This window comes from Pseudomonas sp. CIP-10 (assembly GCF_020911845.1).
Classification (GTDB): domain Bacteria; phylum Pseudomonadota; class Gammaproteobacteria; order Pseudomonadales; family Pseudomonadaceae; genus Aquipseudomonas; species Aquipseudomonas alloputida.
The window spans coordinates 5,628,701-5,651,398 of the sequence record NZ_CP087160.1; the positions used below are offsets into that span (position 1 = coordinate 5,628,701).

The 22,698-nt window shown below is 61.9% G+C and carries 12 protein-coding genes and 1 pseudogene; 7 read left to right on the plus strand and 6 right to left on the minus strand.

Going from position 1 to position 22,698, the window contains the following annotated elements:
* Window positions 1-2: 2 nt before the first annotated feature.
* From LMH93_RS25365 to LMH93_RS25375, 3 genes and pseudogenes are all read right to left on the minus strand, one after another.
* A complete protein-coding gene (locus LMH93_RS25365) occupies window positions 3-4,688 on the minus strand; it encodes a dermonecrotic toxin domain-containing protein (protein ID WP_185279802.1) in 4,686 nt (1,561 codons plus the stop codon).
* A gap of 117 nt (window positions 4,689-4,805) precedes the next feature.
* Window positions 4,806-5,270, minus strand: a complete 465-nt coding sequence (locus LMH93_RS25370; RefSeq protein ID WP_177331254.1) for a hypothetical protein — start codon at window positions 5,268-5,270, stop codon at window positions 4,806-4,808.
* Window positions 5,218-6,752 (minus strand): annotated as a pseudogene (locus tag LMH93_RS25375) (BCCT family transporter). The gene LMH93_RS25370 and the pseudogene LMH93_RS25375 overlap by 53 nt, the downstream one beginning before the upstream one ends.
* Window positions 6,753-7,284: 532 nt before the next feature.
* Here LMH93_RS25375 and betI point away from each other — a divergent pair.
* The 3 genes from betI (at window position 7,285) to betA (ending at window position 11,228) form a co-directional block, all read left to right on the plus strand.
* Window positions 7,285-7,941, plus strand: a complete 657-nt coding sequence (betI, locus tag LMH93_RS25380; protein WP_003249185.1) for a transcriptional regulator BetI — start codon at window positions 7,285-7,287, stop codon at window positions 7,939-7,941.
* 39 nt (window positions 7,942-7,980) lie between these two features.
* The gene (gene betB, locus LMH93_RS25385) at window positions 7,981-9,453 is read left to right on the plus strand and encodes a betaine-aldehyde dehydrogenase (protein WP_003249182.1); all 1,473 of its coding nucleotides are present in this window, start codon (window positions 7,981-7,983) and stop codon (window positions 9,451-9,453) included.
* Between the two features lie 77 nt (window positions 9,454-9,530).
* Complete coding sequence (gene betA, locus LMH93_RS25390; protein WP_014859114.1) at window positions 9,531-11,228, plus strand: choline dehydrogenase; 1,698 nt, start codon at window positions 9,531-9,533, stop codon at window positions 11,226-11,228.
* A 42-nt stretch (window positions 11,229-11,270) separates the two neighbouring features.
* Here betA and LMH93_RS25395 read toward each other — a convergent pair whose 3' ends face one another.
* Entirely contained in the window at window positions 11,271-13,421 is a 2,151-nt protein-coding gene (locus LMH93_RS25395; RefSeq protein ID WP_230064722.1) for a dermonecrotic toxin domain-containing protein, read from the minus strand.
* A 177-nt stretch (window positions 13,422-13,598) separates the two neighbouring features.
* Here LMH93_RS25395 and LMH93_RS25400 point away from each other — a divergent pair, with 177 nt between their 5' ends.
* From LMH93_RS25400 to trxC, 4 genes are all read left to right on the plus strand, one after another.
* Window positions 13,599-15,341 (plus strand): potassium/proton antiporter, encoded by a 1,743-nt coding sequence (locus LMH93_RS25400; RefSeq protein ID WP_003249176.1) that lies wholly within the window; start codon window positions 13,599-13,601, stop codon window positions 15,339-15,341.
* A 35-nt stretch (window positions 15,342-15,376) separates the two neighbouring features.
* Entirely contained in the window at window positions 15,377-18,685 is a 3,309-nt protein-coding gene (gene mscK, locus LMH93_RS25405; protein WP_003249174.1) for a mechanosensitive channel MscK, read from the plus strand.
* A gap of 162 nt (window positions 18,686-18,847) precedes the next feature.
* Window positions 18,848-20,308 (plus strand): protein adenylyltransferase SelO, encoded by a 1,461-nt coding sequence (gene selO / locus LMH93_RS25410; RefSeq protein ID WP_064613759.1) that lies wholly within the window; start codon window positions 18,848-18,850, stop codon window positions 20,306-20,308.
* A 115-nt stretch (window positions 20,309-20,423) separates the two neighbouring features.
* Window positions 20,424-20,858 carry a thioredoxin TrxC gene (gene trxC / locus LMH93_RS25415; RefSeq protein WP_003249170.1) on the plus strand — a complete coding sequence of 145 codons (435 nt, stop codon included), beginning with the start codon at window positions 20,424-20,426 and terminating at the stop codon, window positions 20,856-20,858.
* On the opposite strand, the gene LMH93_RS25420 is transcribed toward trxC, so the two are convergent.
* Window positions 20,855-21,628, minus strand: a complete 774-nt coding sequence (locus LMH93_RS25420; protein WP_003249168.1) for a ParA family protein — start codon at window positions 21,626-21,628, stop codon at window positions 20,855-20,857. The genes trxC and LMH93_RS25420 overlap by 4 nt on opposite strands.
* 77 nt (window positions 21,629-21,705) lie before the next feature.
* On the minus strand, window positions 21,706-22,605 hold the full coding sequence (locus LMH93_RS25425) for a LysR family transcriptional regulator (protein ID WP_003249165.1): 900 nt from the start codon (window positions 22,603-22,605) through the stop codon (window positions 21,706-21,708).
* Window positions 22,606-22,698: the final 93 nt, after the last annotated feature.

The following is a 22,698-nucleotide window of genomic DNA, read 5'->3' on the forward strand; positions in this document are numbered from 1 at the left end:
GTTCAGAGGTTGAACGGAATGACATCCTTGGCCTGTGCGTAGGTCAGGTTACCCCGATAAATGCTCAGTACCTGCCCCTCGCTCGCCGCCTTCATTTGCTCGCGATACCCCATCTTGCGCTGGCTCCACAGCTTGAGATGGCCTTTGCCAAACGCCGTCGGCGCCGCCTGCGAGTCGGCAAAATGGAAATGTGCGGCCCACAAGGGTTTACCTCGACCCTCACCGGGTGCACGCAACAGGCTGATCCGGTACTCGTCCAGATAGCCATCGGAAACCACCTGCCGAGGCCCGACATATTCCACGGCGAGCAGCCCCTGTTGATGGAGAAAATTGAGCCCTCTGGAACCTGGATAGCGCGTCTTGCTGTAAAGCGCTACCAAACAGTCGCGGCGGGCCTGACGCAACTGAATCAACGCATCGTCCATGCCCGCCAGCAGCGCGTGCTCGGCGTCGGCATCGCTGAGCTGTTCACGCAGCTCGGCCACTTCGTTGATCTGGCCATCCAGCATCGACATCAGGCCCATGTCGTCAGCATCCTTGGCAACCAGGGCTCTGGCTTGAGCGATGACATTTTCGTTCTGTGCCAGCATGGCCTCGGCCAGCTCCCGGTTGTTCCTTTCGGACTCCGGCGTAGAAGTCCGCGATGGCTGTTCCGGTTCGCCCGAGGCTACCTCTTCAACCCAGGTGTTTCCCTGTTTCTGGAAGCGATGCAGCGCGCTCTTGTTGAAAGCCGCTACAACTTGCAGCACAGCCTGCCCCTCGACCACCGATTCGCTGCCAATGACTATCTGACCAGCCCGCGTATGGGCCACCTGCAGGCTCTTTCGTGAATAAACCGCACGACGTGTGCCACGGACCTGCCCGTCCGCCTGCTCGCGCATGGCCTCGACCAACGCCTCACCGGCTATGGTTTTCAGTTCCACCATCTGTTGCTTGTAGGCCTCAAGGCGCTGGACATCGATGAGCTTGCTGCCGAGTGTCTTGATCCGTTCGGCGTTGAGAATCGCCGCGAGGTATTCGTCCCACGCACTTTGCAGCACCTCGATTCGTTCGGCGACAGGCAAGTCACAGAACATCAGCAGATGATGCGTTTGTGCGGCCACCCGCAGACGCTGACTGGCGAGCGCATGGCGGAAGATCATGTAGTGCTGGGTAGGCGTGCCTTTGTGCCACTGCAGGGCCAGCTCGACCAGGCCCATGGCCTGGAAAAACCGGATGTTGATCGTGGTCGTCTTACGGCTCGCGATAATGCTCGAGACGGTCAGAGTGGAATTGATGTAAGGCACTTGCATGTCGATATCGGTGATGGCCAACAGGCGATCCAGCTGGCTGGAGACATTGATGATCCTGGGCTGCTCTTCAAGCAACTTCTCCAACATCGTCCGGAACCTGACATACAACTCGGCCTGTTTCTCTGGCGGTGCGTCATTGAGCGCATTGGTGAGCTGGTCGTATTCCCTGAACCCACCCAAGGCCAGGAGTTCATCAATGAAGAACATGCCAAAGCTGATCAGGTTCTTGCGGACCTGGCCCAAGAGTATCCGTTGATCTCTCACGCTGCCGACGTGCGTCGAGGCGCTCGACTTGTCAAGCACGTAGGTAATGTTGCGTTCGGCCTCGAGATAACCAAGGAACAATCTCTCGTTCAAGGGCAGGCGCTGGTTGCGCAGCGTATTCGTCTGCTCTTGCAACTGCTGGAACTTGAGCTTGAACAACGCGGTAGCCTGCTCGAATTGCGCACGTTCGTCTGGGTCGGTGGGTGGCGCCTTTTGCAACCGATCCTCGACTTTTCTTACCGGATCACGCAAACCGACAATCTGCTCGCTCAACGCGTTGAAATCCTTCGTGGCAGCCTCCGCGGTCAAGATAAGCCGCTCTATCTCGGCCTGAGCCTTGGCGATCGGCCCGCTAAGCTTCTTGCGCAGTCGCTCGCGGGCCAACTCGCCGGAGCGATCATTGCCACCGTGCAAGCGCGAATTATTGAGGTGCCAGACATCGCCGTCGCGCATCAGGTAGGGCCCAACCGTGCCGTCCGGACCGATGATGCGAAACGCTGCGTTATCAAGGCTGACTCGGTAGACATTACCGCCCAGAGACACATAGAAATCATCCCCAATCCGCACCAGCCCCGCAGCCACGCCCTGCGTCTGCGGTTCACGCCCCTCCAGCGAAACGCTGGCCGCCAACGCCCGCATTTGGTCGCGCTGGGCACTCGACAGGCCGTTGAGCCCCCCAGCCCCACGCCAGGAAAAGTCGAGGTGGGTGTTGGCCATCGCCTGCAGGCTGTCGACCGAGACGCTGGGCTCCCGCGTCGCGGTGGAAAGGTTCGCCAACTCGATCCCATCGCCTGCAGCTGGCCCCTGGAGCAGCGATGGCGGCAGGTCGCCAGAGACGGGCGGCGCTGCCAGTTTCGGCGTCTGCAGGTGTATCAGTGCCAGCAAGGTGTTGTTCAGCACATCGACCATCGCCTGGATGCGCTCGTCGAAATGCGAACTGGCCAGGCCATGCAAATCGTTGATCAAGCTGCGCATGCCGATGTAGAGCCAGGCAACCGAGGTGAGCGGCCCCGGTAACACTGGAAACACAACATTCAGCAGTTCCCAGGAAAATGCCGTGACCAGCCGCCAGCGCACCTCGCTGTTGCTCATGGCGCTGCGATCCGCCAGCTCCAGCAACATCCGGCCCTTGGCTTCGAACATTTGCCGATCCACGTCCCGCGCCCAGAATTGCAGCGCCAACTGAACAGGCTGCGGTTTCTCCGGGAGGGTGTAAGGGTCGAGCAGCCATTGGGGCAGGTGCGGCTCCCGGAAGCCGCCATTATCGTAGACCGCGCGCTGAGCTTGCTCGATCCACAGCAGCACACTGTCCTGCAACGCCCCCGGGCGGCTGATCGCATCCAACAGTGCCTGAGCGCTGCCGAACTGAATCAGCGCCTTTTCGGTGTACAGCGGGCAGTACAACAGATGAACACCCAACTCGATGATTTCGATCACGTAGAAACCATGCGCCACGTCGACCCTCTCTGATGTCGGCGAGCGTTTGAACGCCAGCGGTGCAATCCGCACAGCGGCTGCACCTTCTTGGCCGCTACGGCAGAATTCTGCCAGGGCGCCGTAGGCGAACTTGTCGAGCCGTTTGACGGCACGCGCCCGCGCAGCATCGAACATCAGTGTGATACGCCAGCGTATGGCAAATGCCGAGATGTGTTCGGCCCGGCTCGCCGAGCGATCGATCATCGACTGTACATGACGTGGATAACTGCCGCCGATGTCGACTCGCTGTACCAGCTCACGGACGTAATCAATGGTCATCCACTTCATGATCAGCTGGTTTTCACGGTGCGCGATGTGTGTCACCACCCCTCCTGCGGTGGCATCCAGGCGGCCGATCGCCAACTGCGTCAAAGTCAGCGTCTTGTCGCCGGTCTTCTGGCCGAAGCCCAACCCGTGACCGTCACTGACAAAGGTCTCGACCGTGAGGAGAAGGTCATCAGGAAAGTAATTGGCGTCTACCGGGTGGTCATGCAGCATCTCCTCGCGCAGGCGCGTCGCCGTATAGGTGTGCAAGTCCGGCAGACCATCCTGAATGCCCTGGGCTGGGGTGTGCTGTTGCAGTAGCGACAAGTCGAGCATGGCTTGTAGGTAGGCGGTCTGGCTATCCGTATCGGCTCGCGACAGGCCCTTGGGGAGCGCCAAGCCCAGCCCACCGGAGCCATAGTCACTGAACTCGGCAAAAAAGGACGCGGGGTCGCAGGCCAAATGGCAGTAATGCTCCAGTTGGTCGACGCTGTCGATCGCACTCCAGCGCAGGCGGGCCACGCGCTCGAGCAAGATTTCCAGCAACAAGGCGCTGTACAGGGCGAAAGCGTCGCCCTCCACCGTCAGGCCTTGCCAGCTCAACTCATCAAACCGGTAACGTCCCGCCATCTGCATTTGCAACGCCGAGCCGAACGCAGCCTGGGCGTCGAAACTGCGGACCAGGCCTTCGGAAGAACACCAGAGTGTCAGTTCGCGAACTTCACTGGAGGCGGTAATCAGCAAACCGGGCAACAGTTCATGGAAAGTGTCTTCGCCCTCACGTAACGCTACCCGCACCAGCTGCACATCGAGCCCGGTACGGTTGCCCATCATCAGGTCACGCAGCAGCTTGCGTTGTTCGTCATCCAGCGCTTCGTCCTTTAGGCCATCGAGCAGGTTGGCGCGCAACAACTGCTGCAACCACAGGTCCCGGTCGATCGTGGCGTCGCCGTTCCAATAGCCGATCTGCGCTTGCTGGAAGTGCCAAAGCAGTATCGGCAGCAACGCGTTGAGGCCATCGGTCAGGCGCGCGGGCTCGATCAAATCGCCCTCAGCAGTTTCGAAGCTCGACTCGATGGCGAAAAAGCGCCGGGGCGGGTTCAGGCTAAGGCGGTAGTCACTTGCTGGGGTGAGGTCCAGTGGTTTAGCCGCAAGCAGGGCCTGCAGCACAACATCCACCAGCGGCTGAGGGTGCCAGACACCATCCGGCTGCAGGGACATCAGGTATAGCGGTGCAGCCGAGGTCATTTCAGGGCGATGCACGCCAACCAGAGGATAGTGCTCCAGAATCACCTTCATGATCTGTTCACCTGCGACCTGCCGGAATGTAGGACGGTTGGCGAACTGGGCGGCGACTGCGTGATTGAGGTTGTGCGCGTGAGTGGCGGGCATGACCAGGACTCGTTGTGGAATGAACCACAAAGCGTCCTGGAGATGTTATCGAATGAGGTGCTACATATTGCTGCTGGCAAGCCGCGACACCTGGCAGTGCGGCGGCCTGCCGGGAAGTCAGCTATAGACGCGGCCAAGCACCTGGCGATGGCTCTCGAACTGATCGAGCACATCACGCACGATCTGGTCTGGGGCAAAGCCCATCAGGTCGTACTCCTGACTGCCGTCATGCAGGTAGACCTCGGCGCGGTAGAAGCGCTGGCGCAGTTCAGGCTCACCCTCGACCGGCGGCTCGCTCGACGCGGCCATATAGCCGTCAAGGCTCACTTCGTAGACGAAAGGGTTGCCTTCTTCCATCATCACCCGCAAGCCCATCAGGTTGCGCGACTGGCCAACGCGGGTTTCCACCTCGAAGCCCTGCGTCTGCAGCTGTGCAGCGGCTTCTTTCAACGCAGGGCTGACCTGCTTGTCCATGAAGCGCTGCACCACGGCCTGGGTCGGCTGCAGTTCCAGCTGAGTCAGGCGCTCGCTAAAGCCGCGACGGCCACGGGCGGCCAGTTCGGCGCGCTCCTGCTCGATCACCACGTCCTGCTTCATGGCCTTGTACAGGCCGAACATGAACAGCACCAGCACCACCGAGAATGGCAGGCCCGCCAGCACGACCATGGTCTGCATGGCTTCGAAGTTACCGGCAAACAGCAGGCCGATCGTGACCAGGGTGATCACCACGGACCAGAACACCACCATCCAGTGCGGGGCATCTTCGTCGACCTTGCCGCCTGTGCACGACAGGTTGGCCATCATCACCGCGCCGGAGTCGGCCGGTGTGAGGAACAGCACGAACCCGACGAACACTGCCACACCAATGACGATCTTGGCTGCCGGGAAGTATTCCAGCAGCTGGTAGATCGACATCGATGGCTGTTCCAGCGCAGTCTTGCCCAGCTCCACGGCGCCCTGGTTGATCACCAGGTCCAGTGCGGTGTTGCCGAAGATCGACAGCCAAGCCAGGGTGAAGCCCAGCGGGATCAGCAGCACACCCATCACCAGTTGGCGCACGGTGCGGCCCTTGGAAATACGCGCAATGAACATGCCGACGAACGGGCCCCAGGAGATCCACCAGGCCCAGTAGAACACGGTCCACAGGCCCAGCCAGCGCTCCGACTTGCCGGCTTCGCCTTCATACACATAGAGGTCGAAGGTTTTCAGCACGATGCCATTGAGGTAGTCGCCAACGTTCTGCACGAAGCCGTTGAGCAGGTGCAGGGTCTCGCCGCCCAGCAGCACGAAGATCAACAGGCCACTGAACAGCATGATGTTCAGGTTGGACAGGCGGCGAATGCCGTTTTCCACACCCGATACCGCTGCCACGGTAGCCACGCCAGCCATGACCAGGATCACCACCAGCAGGTTGGTCTTGCTGTGGTCCATGCCGAACAGGTATTCCAGGCCGGACGACACCTGCATCGAGCCGATGCCCAAGTTGGTCACCAGGCCCAGCAGGGTGACGAACATGCCGAAGATGTCGACGGCGTTGCCGGCAGCGCCCTTGACCCAACGCTCGCCCACCAGCGGGTACAGCGCCGAACGCAGTGCCAGCGGCTGGTTGTGACGGTAGGCAAAGTAACCCACGGCCAGGCCCACCAGGGCATAGATCGCCCAGCCGTGCAGGCCCCAGTGCAGGAAGGTCAGCTGCAGGCCCTGGCGCGCGGCCTCGAGGCTGGCAGGAGTGCCCTCCGGTGGGTTGAAGTAGTGGTCCAGGGGCTCGGAGGCGCCGAAGTACAGCAGCGAAATACCGATACCGGACGAGAACAGCATGCCGGCCCAGGCGCCGTAGCTGAAGTCAGGCTGGTCGTCCTTGCCACCCAGCTTGAGGCTGCCGTAGTCGGAGAAAGCCAGGTAGACGACGAACAGCAGGTATCCGCAGATGACCAGCATGTAGTACCAGCCAAAGGTGCGCGTCAGCCACTTCTGGGCCACGCCCAGCACCTGGCCGGCAGTTTCGGGTACAGCGATCAGCAAGGCAGTCAGAACAAGGATCATCAGCGCGGAGGTGAAGAACACCACGCGGTTGACCCGTACCCTCTCGGCGGGGGGCTTGGTAAGTGAGGCAGAACTCATTGCACGAATGCTCCGGGCAGTGCGGCTGTGGAGGCTAATCAGTCTTTCCCGAGCAATTGGTGGAATATCCCCACTGCATCAGGTGTTATAAAAGAACCCTGGAAACCGTGATCCCGAATCGATACGTTGCCAAAAACAGACAGGTGGCCTGCTGAAAATGCCACGCCTCAACGGAGGTGCGCGCATTCGTCACAGATCACCCCGCCCGCTCCAAGGGCCTGTCGCAGGGCCAATGGCCGTACGGCAGAATCTGCATTTCGCATCGCTCATGCCCGTCAACACCTTGTATTCCGGGGGTTACGCGATTTCCTGGGGTGTCAATCCGTGCCGTCTCGACCGCCTGAAAAACTGTCAATGGCACAAATTGTCGCAGAGCTTATTCTTTATTGATTGAACGTTCAATCAAAACAAAATAGACTGGCCTTCGCCGAGTCAGCCGCCTGTCGTCTGCTCGCAGGCCTGAGGAGATAGCAAGATGCCCAAGGTCGGTATGCAACCCATCCGGCGCCAGCAGTTGATCGAAGCCACATTGCAGGCGGTCGATCAGGTCGGACTGGGGGACGCCAGCATTGCGCTGATTGCCCGTTTGGCCGGTGTGTCGAACGGCATCATCAGTCACTACTTTCGGGACAAGAACGGCCTGATCGCAGCGACGATGGGTTACATCATGAGCATGCTCAACGAAGGCGTCAGAGCACGTCGCCAGGCCCTGAAAGACGACAGCCCGCGCGCCCACCTGAAAGTGATCATCGAGGGCAACTTCGATGCCAGCCAGGTAAACGGCCCGGCAATGAAAACCTGGTTGGCCTTCTGGGCTTCCAGCATGCACCAGCCCGATTTACACAGGTTGCAGCGGATCAACGACCACCGCTTGTATTCCAACCTGTGCTGCCAGTTCCGCCGCGCCCTGCCGCTCTACCATGCGCGCAAGGCAGCCCGCGGCCTGGCAGCCCTGATCGACGGTCTGTGGCTGCGTGGCGCCCTGTCGGGTGATGCATTCGACACCGATCAGGCAATACGGATTGCTTACGAATACATGGATCTACAACTGGCTAAGCAGCACACCCTGGGCACCAATGACCAGGCCGCTGAACAAGCGCGCACGGCACTTGCCAACCCGGCAGGAGCGTGACGCGCAAGCCAAACCACACACTGCACTTGCGAGGACACTATGGCCCGTTTCGGAACGCAAAAACTCTACATTGATGGCGCTTACGTCGACGCTGGCAGCGATGCCACGTTCGAAGCCATCAACCCGGCTACCGGCGAAGTCCTCGCCCACGTGCAACGTGCTACCGAGGCTGACGTCGAGAAAGCCGTCGAAAGCGCCGAGCGTGGCCAGAAAGTCTGGGCTGCGATGACTGCCATGCAGCGTTCGCGCATCCTGCGCCGCGCCGTCGACATCCTGCGCGAGCGCAACGACGAGCTGGCCATGCTGGAAACCCTGGACACCGGCAAGTCGTACTCCGAAACCCGCTACGTCGACATCGTCACCGGTGCCGACGTGCTGGAGTACTACGCAGGCCTGGTACCGGCCATCGAAGGCGAGCAGATCCCGCTGCGCGAATCGTCCTTCGTTTACACCCGCCGCGAGCCGCTGGGCGTAACCGTGGGTATCGGTGCCTGGAACTACCCGATCCAGATCGCCCTGTGGAAATCTGCCCCGGCCCTGGCCGCTGGCAACGCGATGATCTTCAAACCGTCGGAAGTCACCTCGTTGACCACCCTGAAACTGGCCGAGATCTACACCGAAGCCGGCCTGCCAAACGGCGTGTTCAACGTTCTGACCGGCAGCGGCCGCGAAGTCGGCACCTGGCTGACCGAGCACCCGCGCATCGAAAAAGTGTCTTTCACCGGCGGTACCACCACCGGCAAGAAAGTCATGGCCAGCGCCTCCAGCTCTTCGCTGAAGGAAGTGACCATGGAACTGGGCGGCAAGTCGCCTCTGATCATCTGTGCCGACGCCGATCTGGACAAGGCCGCTGATATCGCCATGATGGCCAACTTCTACAGCTCGGGCCAGGTGTGCACCAACGGCACCCGCGTGTTCATCCCGGCTGAAATGAAGGCGGCCTTCGAAGCCAAGATCGCCGAGCGCGTTGCCCGCATCCGCGTTGGCAACCCGGAAGACGAAAACACCAACTTCGGCCCGCTGGTCAGCTTCCAGCACATGGAAAGCGTGCTGGGCTACATCGCCAAGGGCAAGGAAGAAGGTGCCCGCGTGCTGTGCGGTGGCGAGCGCCTGACTGCCGGCGACTTCGCCAAAGGTGCCTTCGTTGCGCCGACCGTGTTCACCGACTGCACCGACGACATGACCATCGTCAAGGAAGAGATCTTCGGCCCGGTGATGAGCATCCTCACCTACGAAACCGAGGAAGAAGTGATCCGCCGTGCCAACGACACCGACTACGGCCTGGCTGCCGGTGTCTGCACCAACGATATCACCCGCGCCCACCGCATCATCCACAAGCTCGAAGCCGGTATCTGCTGGATCAACGCCTGGGGTGAATCGCCGGCCGAAATGCCGGTAGGTGGCTACAAGCAGTCGGGCGTCGGCCGTGAAAACGGCGTCAGCTCGCTGGCTCAATACACTCGCATCAAGTCGGTCCAGGTCGAGCTGGGCGGCTACAACTCGGTTTTCTAAACCCTGTCTAGCCCCGCCCGTGCCACCGCGCACGGGCGTACCCGCTCCCCGATCACCGCCAACACGAGGGTACTTTCATGTCCCAAGAATTCGATTACATCATCGTCGGTGCCGGCTCGGCCGGTAACACCCTGGCGACCCGCCTGACCGAAGATGCCGGCGTCACCGTATTGCTGCTGGAAGCCGGTGGCCCCGACTACCGCTTCGACTTCCGCACCCAGATGCCAGCCGCCCTGGCCTTCCCGCTGCAAGGCCGCCGCTACAACTGGGCCTACGAGACCGACCCGGAACCTTACATGGACGGCCGCCGCATGGAATGTGGCCGTGGCAAGGGCCTGGGTGGCTCGTCGCTGATCAACGGCATGTGCTACATCCGCGGCAACGCCATGGACTTCGACGGCTGGGCAGAAATGCCAGGCCTGGAAGACTGGACCTACCTGGACTGCCTGCCGTACTTCCGCAAGGCCGAAACCCGTGACATCGGCCCGAACGACTACCATGGCGGCGAAGGCCCGGTCAGCGTGACCACGCCGAAAGCCGGCAACAACCCGCTGTTCCATGCCATGGTCGAAGCCGGCGTACAGGCCGGTTACCCACGCACAGAAGACCTCAACGGTTACCAGCAGGAAGGCTTCGGTCCGATGGACCGCACCGTGACCAAGAACGGCCGCCGCTCCAGCACTGCCCGTGGTTACCTGGACCAGGCCAAGAAGCGCCCGAACCTGACCATCGTCACCCACGCCCTCACGGATCGCGTTCTGTTCGACGGCAAGCGCGCCATCGGCGTGACCTACCTGGTCGGCGACAGCGAAGAGCGCGTCGAAGCCCGCGCCCGCAAGGAAGTGATCGTCAGCTCTGGCGCCATCGCTTCGCCGCAGCTGCTGCAGCGCTCCGGCGTCGGCCCGCGCGCCCTGCTGGAAAGCCTCGACATCCCGGTTGTGCACGACCTGCCGGGCGTTGGTGAAAACCTTCAGGACCACCTGGAACTGTACCTGCAGTACGCCTGCACCCAGCCGGTTTCGCTATACCCGTCGCTGCTGTGGTGGAACCAGCCGGCGATCGGTGCCGAGTGGATGTTCAACGGCACCGGTATCGGCGCCAGCAACCAGTTCGAGGCCGGGGGTTTCATCCGGACTCGTCCGGAATTCAAGTGGCCGAACATCCAGTACCACTTCCTGCCGGTTGCGATTAACTACAACGGCTCCAATGGCGTGAAGGAACATGGCTTCCAGGCGCACATGGGCTCCATGCGCTCGCCTGCCCGTGGCCGCATTCAGGTCAAGTCGAAAGACCCGCGCCAGCACCCGAGCATCCTGTTCAACTACATGTCCACCGAGCAGGACTGGCAGGAATTCCGTGACGGCATTCGCCTGACCCGTGAAATCATGGCCCAGCCGGCGCTGGACCCGTACCGTGGCCGCGAAATCAGCCCGGGCGCCGACGTGCAAACCGACGAGCAGCTGGACAAGTTCATCCGCGAGCACGCCGAAACCGCCTTCCACCCGTCCTGCTCGTGCAAGATGGGCACCGACGACATGGCGGTGGTCGACGGCGAAGGCCGCGTGCACGGCATGAAGGGCCTGCGCGTGGTCGATGCCTCGATCATGCCGCTGATCATCACCGGCAACCTCAACGCCACCACGATCATGATCGCCGAGAAGATTTCGGACAAGATCCGTGGCCGCAAGCCACTGCCGCGCAGCACTGCCAAGTACTACGTGGCGGGCGATGCGCCAGTGAAAGGCAAGCCGATGCGTGAAGTGAAGCAGGGCTGAGGCCTTGATCAGGGGCCGCTCAGCGGCCCCTTTCACGTGCGCTCAGGAGGGCAGCGCAAAGAATGTGCGCATCAACGAATCATCCTCCGTGCCCAGCCGCATCGCCAGTGCCTGGCGATCGAACAGCTTGCCTGTGCGCATATCACGCACTGCCTTCCCGCTTGGCGCCTGCGCCAGCGCCTTCAGGCACACCTCGGTAAAGCGATAATTGTGCCCTTGAACGGCCGTCACCTTTTCCACTTGCAGGTAGCGCCCGGGCATCATCAAAGACTCCGCCTCATCCGGTCGCCTTGAGAAGGGCCCGATAGGCGTCGCCTGCATATCCTCGCCCGGCTCCAACACATAAACCAACGCGTTTTCATCAAAAACATCCCTGCCACTGATTTGAGCCTGCGGGTCGTTGAAAACCTCCCAGAGGGCATAGGGGTTTTCAGTGAATGACGTGAAGTCGGTGGTCACCAGCACGTCACCCACTTCAACGGCGCCCTCACCAACTGCCTGAAAACCCGTGCCCCGCAGGCTGGAGGCAGCCCGATACAGCCTCACTTGATTAGTCACGCCGATTTGCCCAAGTGCGTGAGAAAGCGCATGGCTGCGCTGGATATGCGCGGCGCGCGTGCCCTCTAGCGGCATACCCCGCCACAGGTTGTTGTAACGCTCCGGCGAGCTGGTGTACTCGGCAATGGCGGGCGAGCCAAAGCCGTGCTCATCGCGAAAGACGGGGTAGGGTTCACTGAAGGCATCCAGATACTCGCCATTGGGCCCCAAGGCATCGAGATCAGCCCACGGTACCGCGCCCAACAGAGCTTGCTGGCGGGCCAGCGCCTGATCCGACACCGCCAGCAATTCATCCGCCGCCGGGGCCATGTAAAGCCCCCAGTCGACCTTGGCGGCAGAGGCTTGCGCCTGGCCAGCCACCCGCGGGGGGACGTGGCCATCGGTAAACAGCTCGCTGGCTCGCAGCATGGCTATATCAAGCAGGATGAACAGGATATCCGTCAGTACTGACCACCATGCTGCTGTGCGCCAGCCCTGCTTGCCATTGATTGCCCGGTCCAGATGCAGCGCCAGGCTGGCGGTGCCCAGACCGAGCGATGCCAATATCACTGGCCAGCCAAACGGCGCCATCGGTGCTAGCACGAAGCTCGCCGCTTGCACGCCCGCCAGCCACTCGGCCTTTCGCAGCTGGGCATTGGTGGTCAGCCGTTCGTGAGCGTCGCGGGTCAGATCATCCATCACCGCATCACGTAGACGAACGAACAGGTCCCCTTCAATGGACTGCCCCAAGATGGCGGTGTCACCTCGCGACTGTGCGAGCAACTTGAAGTAATTGCGTAGTCGCGGGCGTAGCGACTGCGCCAGTACCCCGTCCCCGACGAACAGCCTGACCAGCCGCTCTCGCCCCACCGTCGTGGCGGCCTGGTCAGCCATCCACTCCTGAAACGCATGACGATCGTCAAACACCTGCACCACAGCCTGAACATCGGCAAGGTAGAGGCACAACCTGCCAGTCTTCAGCTTGCGCAAGAACATCAGCTTGGCGCTGATACCGCCGATGACAAGCGCGTTCCACCCAGATTGAGCACTCCCTTCCCGGGCCAGTCGCAAGGCTTTTACGGTAGTCGGCAGTGCGGGTGCAGCGAGCGTCCCCCCCATTAGTTCCTGGCGCTCAGGTTCGCTCAACCCAGATTGGCCCACAGCAGCCATGAAGCGGGCGCGGGCCAGGACACAATAGTCTTCGCCATGCCGTGACCGAAACGTGCTCAGCGCCTCGGTGTAGCGCCCTGCAAAGTCCAACCGCCAGAACGCCGTCAGTACTTGCTGAGGGTCGAGCCGCACTTCGTTGCGCTCGTCGTAAACTGCGTGGCTGGCATCCACCCGGTAGAAGCCACCATAAATACTCAACTCGTCAGCACTGGCCTGCTGCTGCGGGCTGAATCGCTGGATGACCAGTTCGGTAAAGCTCAAAGAGCGTCGTGGCGGCCCACTGTGGCGCCAGCCGGTGAAGCTCAACGCACTGCTGGCCGCCGACTGGAACTCGTGCCAATAAAGGCCGTCCGGATCCAGCCAGTACCCCAGTTGGCGGCGAAGCACATGGCCCGCCGCCTGGCGCGCCAAACTGTGCAAATCAGGAAATTGCCCGAGCAGGCGCTGGGCCACCTGGGCGAGAGAAATGGTTTCTTTGACATTCATGTCACTTGGCTGCCTGACAGTGGGCAAACCATTACAGCCGCAAGCCGCAGCGACGATGCGGTATCGCTTTACAGCCTGCGTCGGCCTCAGGTTAGAATCGATTGGCACGCGACCTGCTAGCTTTTGCTGGAAAATGCGCTACCACGTCCCTTCCCCGCTGTCTCGGAGTACCTGCCTTTGGATGCAAGCACCATCAACAGCCTGTTCCTGATCGGCGCATTGCTGGTGGGTGCAAGTATCCTGGTCAGCTCGCTATCGTCGCGCCTGGGCATCCCTATTCTGGTCATCATCCTCGCCGTCGGCATGGTCGCCGGTGTCGATGGTGGCGGCATCATCTTCAACAATTACCCAACCGCCTACCTGGTGGGCAACCTGGCACTGGCCGTCATCCTGCTTGACGGTGGCCTGCGTACGCGGGTGGCAAGCTTCCGCGTGGCGCTGTGGCCGGCGCTGTCGCTGGCCACGGTCGGGGTGATGATCACCACCGCCCTCACCGGCCTGGTTGCCGCCTGGCTGTTCAACCTGAGCCTGATTCAGGGCTTGCTGATCGGTGCGATCGTCGGCTCCACCGACGCCGCTGCAGTGTTCTCGCTGCTCGGCGGCAAAGGCCTGAACGAGCGGGTTACGGCTACCCTCGAGATCGAGTCGGGCAGCAACGACCCGATGGCGGTGTTCCTCACTGTCACCTTGATCGACATGATTGCCAGCGGCCAGACCGGGCTGCACTGGGGCCTGCTGGGCCACTTGTTGCGTGAGTTCGGTATCGGCGGGCTGCTGGGCTTGGGCGGTGGCTGGCTGATGCTGCAACTGGTCAACCGCATCAACCTGGCCGGCGGCCTTTACCCCATTCTGGTAGTGGCCGGCGGCCTGGTGGTGTTCTCGCTGACCAACGCCCTGCATGGTAGCGGCTTCCTCGCCGTTTACCTGTGCGGCCTGGTGCTGGGCAACAAGCCTATCCGCAGCCGCCACGGCATCCTGCACATGCTCGACGGCATGGCCTGGCTGGCGCAGATCGGCATGTTCCTGGTGCTGGGGTTGCTGGTCACGCCGCACGACCTGCTGCCCATCGCCCTGCCGGCACTGGGCCTCGCGCTGTGGATGATCCTGGTGGCGCGGCCACTGTCTGTGGTCGCGGCCCTGCTGCCGTTCAAGGCTTTTCACGGCCGCGAAAAGGGCTTCATTTCGTGGGTCGGCCTGCGCGGCGCGGTACCGATCATTCTGGCGGTGTTCCCGCTGATGGCGGGCCTGCCAGACGCCCAGCTGTTCTTCAACCTGGCGTTCTTCATCGTGCTGGTGTCACTGCTGGTGCAGGGCACCAGCCTGCCGTGGATGGCCAAGCTGCTGAAAGTGACCGTACCGCCAGACCCGGCGCCGATTTCCCGCTCCGCCCTTGAGGTGCACATCACCAGCGAGTGGGAGATGTTCGTCTACCGCCTGGGCGCCGAAAAGTGGTGCATTGGTGCCGCCCTGCGCGAGCTGAAAATGCCCGAAGGCACACGGATTGCCGCGCTGTTCCGTGGCGAGCAACTGCTGCACCCGTCGGGCAGCACCGTGCTGGAGGTTGGCGACATGCTCTGCGTGATCGGCCACGAACACAACCTGCCGGCCCTCGGCAAGTTGTTCAGCCAGGCGCCACAGCGTGGCCTGGACCTGCGTTTCTTCGGCGACTTCGTGCTCGAAGGCGATGCCGAACTGGGTGCGGTGGCAGCGTTGTACGGCCTGAAACTCGATGGCCTCGACGCGAAAATGCCGTTGGCGCAGTTCATCCGACAGAAGGTCGGAGGCGCTCCAGTAGTGGGGGACCAGGTCGAATGGCATGGCACTATCTGGACCGTGGCGACCATGGACGGGAACAAGATCCAGAAAGTAGGCGTCAGATTCCCCGAAGGAACGCGACCCGGACCAGGATTGTTCCTCTAAACTTCGTTTCAGCCGGATCCACAAGTAGTCTGCCTATGTCCCTGCGCGTGTACCTTCGCACAGCCCTGCTCGGGTTGTGCCTGTCCCTTTCTTTTGCCGCTAGCGCGGCAGAAGCCCCGACCACCGCCAGTATCCAGAACAGCCTCGACAAGATCGCCGAGCGCAAGCTGCCCGAGGCAGACCAGAAGGCGCTGCAGCAGGTGCTCGAACAAACGTTGAGCCTGCTTGCTGCCAAGGAAGACAACGAAAAGAAACTGGCTGCACTCAAGCAGCAGCTGAGCAGTGCCCCCAAGGAGACCAGCGACAGCCAGAAGGAGTTGGCCAGGCTCAAGGAAACCAAGGCACAACCGGTGGCACAGCGCTACGCCAACCTCACCGTGCCACAGCTTGAACAGATGCTCAGCGAACGCAACACGCTGCAGGGCGAGCTGCAAAAGGCGTTGTCTGAAGCCAACAGCCTGATCATCAACTCGCAAACCCGCCCCGAGCGTGCCCAGGCGGAGATCAGCAGCAGCCAGACCCGCACCCAGCAGATCAACAACATCCTCAAAACCGGCAAGGACGGTGGCAAAGCCATCAATGCCGACCAGCGCAATCAGCTCAACGCCGAGTTGGCCTCGCTCAACGCGCTGACCCTGCTGCGCCGCCAGGAACTGGCCGGCAACAGCCTGCTGCAAGACCTCGGCAATGCGCGTCACGACCTGCTGGTCGAGCGCGCTGCGCGCCTGGAGCAGGAAATCCAGGACCTGCAGACGCTGATCAACGCCAAACGCCTGGCCCAGTCCCAGGAAGCCGTCACCCAGCAGTCGATTGAGGCTCAGAAGGCCGGCGGCAGCAGCCTGCTGGCCACTGAAAGCGCGATCAACCTCAAGCTTTCCGACTACCTGCTCAAGAGCACCGACCGCCTTAACGAACTGACCCAGCAGAACCTGCGCACCAAGCAGCAACTCGACAGCCTGACCCAGGCCGACCAGGCGCTTGACGAGCAGATCAACGTGCTCAAGGGAAGCCTGCTGCTGTCGAAGATTCTCTACAAGCAGAAACAGACCCTGCCGCACCTGAAGGTCGACCGCGACCTGGCCGACCAGATCGCCGACACCCGCCTGTACCAGTTCGAAGTCAACCAGCAGCGCGAGCAGATGAGCAGCCCGGTCACCTACGTCGACAAGCTGCTGGCGGCGCAACCGCAGGAAGATGTGACCCCGCAGCTGCGCAAGGCCCTGCTGGAAGTGGCCATCACCCGCAGCGACCTGTTGGAGCGGCTGAACCGCGAGCTGTCGGCGCTGCTCAACGAATCGATCACCCTGCAGCTCAACCAGAAGCAGCTACTGGGCACCGCGCAGAGCCTGCGCACCACCCTCGACGAGCAAATGTTCTGGATCCCCAGCAACAAGCCGCTGGACTGGGACTGGCTGCAATACGTGCCGGAGCGCCTGGCCGACCAGGTCGCCAACCTGCCGTGGGGCTCCAGCCTGAAAGAGCTGGCCGATGGCCTGAGCCAGCGCCCGTTGCTGTTCCTGCCGCTGCTGTTGGTGATCGGCGCGCTGTTGTGGCGGCGCAAATACCTTTACCAACGGTTAGGCAAAGTGCACCAGGATATCGGCCACTTCCGCCGTGACAGCCAATGGCACACGCCCCAGGCAATCCTAATCAACATTCTGCTGGCGATGCCGGTCAGCCTTGGTCTGGCGCTGTGCAGCTACGCCCTGCAGATCGACGCCCGCGGGCAGAATGCCAACCTGGGCGCCGCACTCTGGCAGCTGGCCCAGGCCTGGCTGGTGTTCTATACCGCCTACCGTATCCTCGCACCCGGTGGCGTGGCGGAAGTCCACTTCCGCTGGCACAAACCGCAGGTCGAGTTCCTGCGCGGCTGGGTTCGCCGCCTGGGCACCGTGGTGCTGGCACTGGTCGGCGTGGTGGCGGTGGCCGAGCACCAGCCTTCGGCATTGGCAGACGACGTGTTGGGCATCGGCGTGGTGCTGACCTGCTATGCGCTGATGGCCTGGCTGCTCAGCCGCCTGCTGCTCAGCAGCCCGGCACACCGTGACACCTCGCTGTTCCGCAGGGCGGTGGGGGTAGCGTTCACCGCCCTGCCCATCGCCCTGTTCGTCGCCGTGTGCTTCGGCTACTACTACACCGCATTGAAGCTTACCGACCGACTCATCTACACCCTGTACCTGCTGCTGTTCTGGCTGGTGATCGAGGCCGCCTTCGTGCGCGGCCTGTCGGTGGCTGCACGACGCCTGGCCTACCAGCGTGCGTTGACCAAGCGTGCGGCAGCCAAGGAAGGGCTGGATGGCGAAGTCATCACCGAAGAGCCAACGCTGGATATCGAACAGGTCAACCAGCAGTCGCTGCGCCTGATCCGCCTGGCCCTGCTCGGCGGCTTCATCGCCGGCCTGTATTGGGTATGGGCCGACCTGATCTCGGTGTTCGCCTACCTCAACAATTTCGTCCTCTACGAATACACCAGCGGCACCGGCGCCGCGGCCAGCATGGTACCGATCAGCCTCGGCGACCTGCTCGGCGCGCTGGTGATCGTCGGCATAACTTTCGCCCTGGCCGGCAACTTGCCAGGCTTGCTGGAAGTACTGGTGCTGTCTCGCCTGAACCTGGCCCAGGGCAGTGCCTACGCCACCACCACGCTGTTGTCGTACACCATCGTCGGCATCGGCATCGTCAGCACCCTGTCGACCCTGGGGGTGAGCTGGGACAAGCTGCAATGGCTGGTGGCTGCGCTGTCAGTAGGGCTGGGCTTCGGCATGCAGGAAATCTTCGCCAACTTCATCTCCGGCATCATGATCCTGTTCGAGCGCCCGGTACGGATTGGCGACACCATCACCATCGGCAACCTGTCGGGCACGGTAAGCAAGATCCGCATCCGTGCCACCACCATCACCGACTTCGACCGCAAGGACATCATCGTCCCCAACAAGACCTTCATCACTGGCCAACTGATCAACTGGTCGCTGACCGATACGGTCACCCGGGTGACGCTGAAGCTGGGCATCGACTATGGCTCAGACCTCGACCTGGTGCGCGACCTGCTGCTCAAGGGCGCGCATGAGAACCCACGCGTGCTCAAGGATCCGGAACCGATCGTGTACTTCCTCAACTTCGGCGAAAGCTCGCTGGACCACGAACTGCGCATGCACGTGCGTGACCTGGGCGACCGCAACCCGACGCTGGACGAGATCAACCGCTACATCAACCGCGAGTTCAAGGCCCACAACATCAAGATCTCGGTACGCCAGGTAGAGGTATTCCTGATGGACGCCAAGGGCAGCAAACAGCAATTGATTCCGATGGAACAGCCGAAATCGGATGGCACTGCTTCGGCCTGAATAGGCTCGAATACTTTATTGTGTGCAAAATGGCTACGAGGGCTTCGCCCTCGTTCGCGGGTAAACCCGCTCCTACATCGGGCGCTGGCCGCTGTGGGGGCGGGTTCACCCGCGAAAGGCCGCCAAGCGGCCCCATTGGCACCGATTTCAAGGAGCAGTCCCGTGAAAGCCCTCGACCAACTCACCTTCGACAACCGCTTCGCCCGCCTGGGCGATGCGTTCTCCACCCAGGTGCTGCCCGAGCCCATTGCAGACCCGCGCCTGGTGGTAGCGAGCGAGTCGGCCATGGCCTTGCTCGACCTCGACCCCGCCCAGGCCGAGCTGCCGGTGTTCGCCGAACTGTTCAGCGGCCACAAACTGTGGGAAGAGGCCGACCCTCGGGCGATGGTTTATTCCGGCCACCAGTTCGGCTCGTACAACCCACGTCTGGGCGACGGCCGTGGCCTGCTACTGGCCGAAGTGCTCAACGACGCAGGCGAACACTGGGACCTGCACCTCAAGGGCGCCGGCCAGACACCCTACTCCCGCATGGGTGACGGCCGCGCCGTGCTGCGCTCGTCGATTCGCGAGTTCCTCGCCTCCGAAGCCCTGCACGCCCTGGGTATCGCTACCAGCCGGGCACTGTGCGTGATCGGTTCCAGCACCCCGGTGTGGCGCGAAACCCGTGAAAGCGCGGCCATGCTGACGCGCCTGGCGCAGAGCCATGTGCGTTTCGGTCATTTCGAGTACTTCTACTACACCAAGCAGCCCGAGCAGCAGCGCGTGTTGATCGACCATGTGCTGGAACAGCACTATCCCGAATGCCGTGACGCCGAGCAGCCTTACCTGGCCATGTTCCGCACCATCGTCGAGCGCAATGCCGAACTGATCGCCCGCTGGCAGGCGTATGGCTTCTGCCACGGCGTGATGAACACCGATAACATGTCGATCCTCGGCATCACCTTCGATTTTGGCCCCTATGCGTTCCTGGATGACTTCGACGCCAACTTCATCTGCAACCACTCCGACGATCGAGGCCGCTACAGCTACGCCAACCAAGTGCCCATCGCCCACTGGAACCTCAGCGCGCTGGCCCAGGCACTGACCACCGTGATCGAAGTTGAGCCACTGAAGGAAGCGTTGGGCCTGTTCCTGCCGCTGTACCAGGCCCATTACCTGGACCTGATGCGCCGGCGCCTGGGGCTGACCACCGCCGAAGATGATGACATGGCGCTGGTCGAGCGCCTGCTGCAGTGCATGCAACGCGGTGGCGTGGACTACAGCCTGTTCTTCCGCAAACTGGGTGAGCAGCCGGTGGCCGAGGCGCTGAAGGTGGCGCGCGATGACTTTATCGACCTGGCCGGCTTCGATGCCTGGGGCGCAGACTACCTGGCCCGCTGTGGGCGTGAACCCGGCAATGCCGAAGGCCGCCGTGAGCGGATGCATGCGGTAAACCCGCTGTACGTGCTGCGCAACTACCTGGCGCAGAAAGCCATCGAAGCGGCCGAGGCGGGGGATTACAGTGAAGTTCGACGGCTGCACCAAGTCCTGACCAGGCCGTTCGAGGAACAGCCCGGGATGCAGGCCTACGCCGAGCGACCGCCGGAGTGGGGCAAGCACCTGGAAATCAGCTGCTCTTCCTGATTAGCGCCGAATCCTGAGCGGTTTTACCGGCGAAGCCGGTGCCATGCACCGCGTCGCATTCTTCGCGGGTGAACCCGCTCCTACAGGGAACCGCGATAGACCTACTGGAGATGAAATGACCGACCCACTGGTAATCCCCTGCCCCCACTGCAACGGCCTCAACCGCCTGCCCGCCGAGCGCCTGGGCGATGCGCCGAAATGCGGTCGCTGCAAACAGGACGTGCTGTTGAGCACCCCTTTCGAGCTCACCGAAGCCAGCTATGCCAGCCAGATCAAAGGCGACCTGCCGCTGCTGGTCGACATCTGGGCCGACTGGTGCGGCCCGTGCAAGTCATTTGCCCCCACCTTCGAAGAGGCCGCCCGGAAGCTTGCAGGCCGCTGCCGCCTGGCCAAGCTCGACAGCGAAGCCAACCGTAACCTCGCAGGGCAACTGGGCATACGCTCGATCCCCAGCCTGCTGCTGTTCAAGAACGGCCGCGAAGTCAGCCGGCAGGCCGGGGCGTTTCCACTCCAGTCCCTGCTGGAGTGGCTGCGTAACCACGGGGTTTAAGCATTCTCCTCAAGCAGCGAATGCAGCTCGACAAACTGCAGAGTCAGCTTGTGCCGCGGCTCCAGGTGAATCAGCGGCAGGCTGGCGTGGTGCGATTCGCGCATTTTCACCGAGCTGCCCAAGTACACCGGCAGCACCGGCAAACCTTCGGCCAACAGCTCGTCGAGCATCTGCTGTGGCAGGCTGGCACGTGACTGGAACTGGTTGACCACGATGCCTTCGACCACCAGGTCTTCGTTGTGGTCTTCCTTGAGGTCTTCGATCTCGGCCAGCAGGCCATACAGGGCCTGGCGCGAAAAGCTGTCGCAGTCGAAGGGAATCAGCACGCGATCGGCAGCGATCAGCGCAGAAACCGCATAGAAATTAAGCGCCGGCGGGGTATCGATGTAAATACGCTCGTAATCCTCGTCCAGCTCGTCGAGCAACTTGCGCAGCTTGTTGATCTTGTGTTTTGCCTCCAGCTTTGGCTGCAGGTCGGCCAGCTCGGCAGTGGCGGTGACCACATGCAGGTTGTCGAATGGGGTTTCGTAGATATCGACCTTGTTCTTCTTGCTGAACGGCCCGCTGGAAAGGCTTTGCTTGAAGAAGTCGGCGATGCCCATGGGGATGTCCTCGCCGGTCAGGCCGGTGAGGTATTGGGTCGAGTTCGCCTGGGCATCCAGGTCGATCAACAAGGTCCGGTAGCCTTCATTGGCACTGACCGCCGCCAGGTTGCAGGCAATGCTCGACTTGCCCACGCCACCTTTCTGATTGAACACCACGCGCCGCATGATTGACCTCCGTGTATCAACGAATGCCCGAGTATGTGGCGGCAGTGGGGCAATGACCAGTGCCAATTGCCCCGGCATCACGCCTGACCGACCACCTGCCCTGTCAACAACTCGGCAAATGCCTTGGCCATGACCGAATGGCCGCGCTCACGCTGCACCAGCCACACCGCCGACATCGCCTCTTCATCGAGCAAGGTGCGGTACACCACCCCTTCTATACGCATGCGCTGGAACGACGCCGGCAGCACCGACACCCCCAGCCCCGCCGAGACCAGGCCGATGATGGTCATCGCTTCCCCTGCCTCTTGCGCAAAATGGGGGCTGAAACCCGCATGCCGCGCCAGGCTCAGCAATTGTGCATGCAAGCCGCTGCCATAACTGCGCGGGAAGAACACGAAGGGCTCAGGGGCCAACGCCGCCATGTAGACGCCTTGCTCAGTGCCCTCAGCCAGCGGATGCGAAGCATTGATCACCGCCACCAACGGTTCTCGGAACAACTCGGTGGCCACCAACCCCTCCGGCAGCGGCATCGGCCGCATCAACCCCACCTCGATGGACTCGTCGAATACCCCTTCGGCAACATCACGGCTGCTCATTTCCTTGAGGTTCAGGTGCACCGCCGGAAAGCGCTGACGGAAGGCATGAATGGCCTTGGGGATTTTCGAGGTGAACGGGGCCGAGGAAGTGAAACCGATTTTCATCTCGCCCAGCTCGCCCAACTGCGCACGCCGAGCTACATCCGCGGCCTTCTCCACCTGCGCCAATACCTGGCGCGCTTCCTCGAGGAACAATCGCCCGGCCTCGCTCAGTTCGACACGACGATTGGTACGGTCGAACAACCGGGCCCCCAACTCCTGCTCCAGAGCCTGGATCTGCTGACTCAAGGGCGGCTGGGAAATACCCAGTTGCTGGGCGGCGCGGCCAAAGTGCAGCTCTTCGGCCACAGCAATGAAGTAACGCAGATGACGCAATTCCATGATCCGCTCCAAACAAGTCGCCAAACATCTCAAATAGGTCGAACAATATATTGGATCTAATCGTTAGCCAGCTATATGCTTTTTTTCATTGCG

Excerpts from the sequence above, each read along its gene's own strand:
- LMH93_RS25420 (WP_003249168.1), bottom strand. The coding sequence starts at position 21,628 with ATGCGGCGCGTGGTGTTCAATCAGAAAGGTGGCGTGGGCAAGTCGAGC.
- mscK (WP_003249174.1), top strand. The coding sequence starts at position 15,377 with ATGTCCCTGCGCGTGTACCTTCGCACAGCCCTGCTCGGGTTGTGCCTG.
- LMH93_RS25365 (WP_185279802.1), bottom strand. The coding sequence starts at position 4,688 with ATGCCCGCCACTCACGCGCACAACCTCAATCACGCAGTCGCCGCCCAG.
- LMH93_RS25425 (WP_003249165.1), bottom strand. The coding sequence starts at position 22,605 with ATGGAATTGCGTCATCTGCGTTACTTCATTGCTGTGGCCGAAGAGCTG.
- betA (WP_014859114.1), top strand. The coding sequence starts at position 9,531 with ATGTCCCAAGAATTCGATTACATCATCGTCGGTGCCGGCTCGGCCGGT.
- betB (WP_003249182.1), top strand. The coding sequence starts at position 7,981 with ATGGCCCGTTTCGGAACGCAAAAACTCTACATTGATGGCGCTTACGTC.
- trxC (WP_003249170.1), top strand. The coding sequence starts at position 20,424 with ATGACCGACCCACTGGTAATCCCCTGCCCCCACTGCAACGGCCTCAAC.
- betI (WP_003249185.1), top strand. The coding sequence starts at position 7,285 with ATGCCCAAGGTCGGTATGCAACCCATCCGGCGCCAGCAGTTGATCGAA.
- LMH93_RS25395 (WP_230064722.1), bottom strand. The coding sequence starts at position 13,421 with ATGAATGTCAAAGAAACCATTTCTCTCGCCCAGGTGGCCCAGCGCCTG.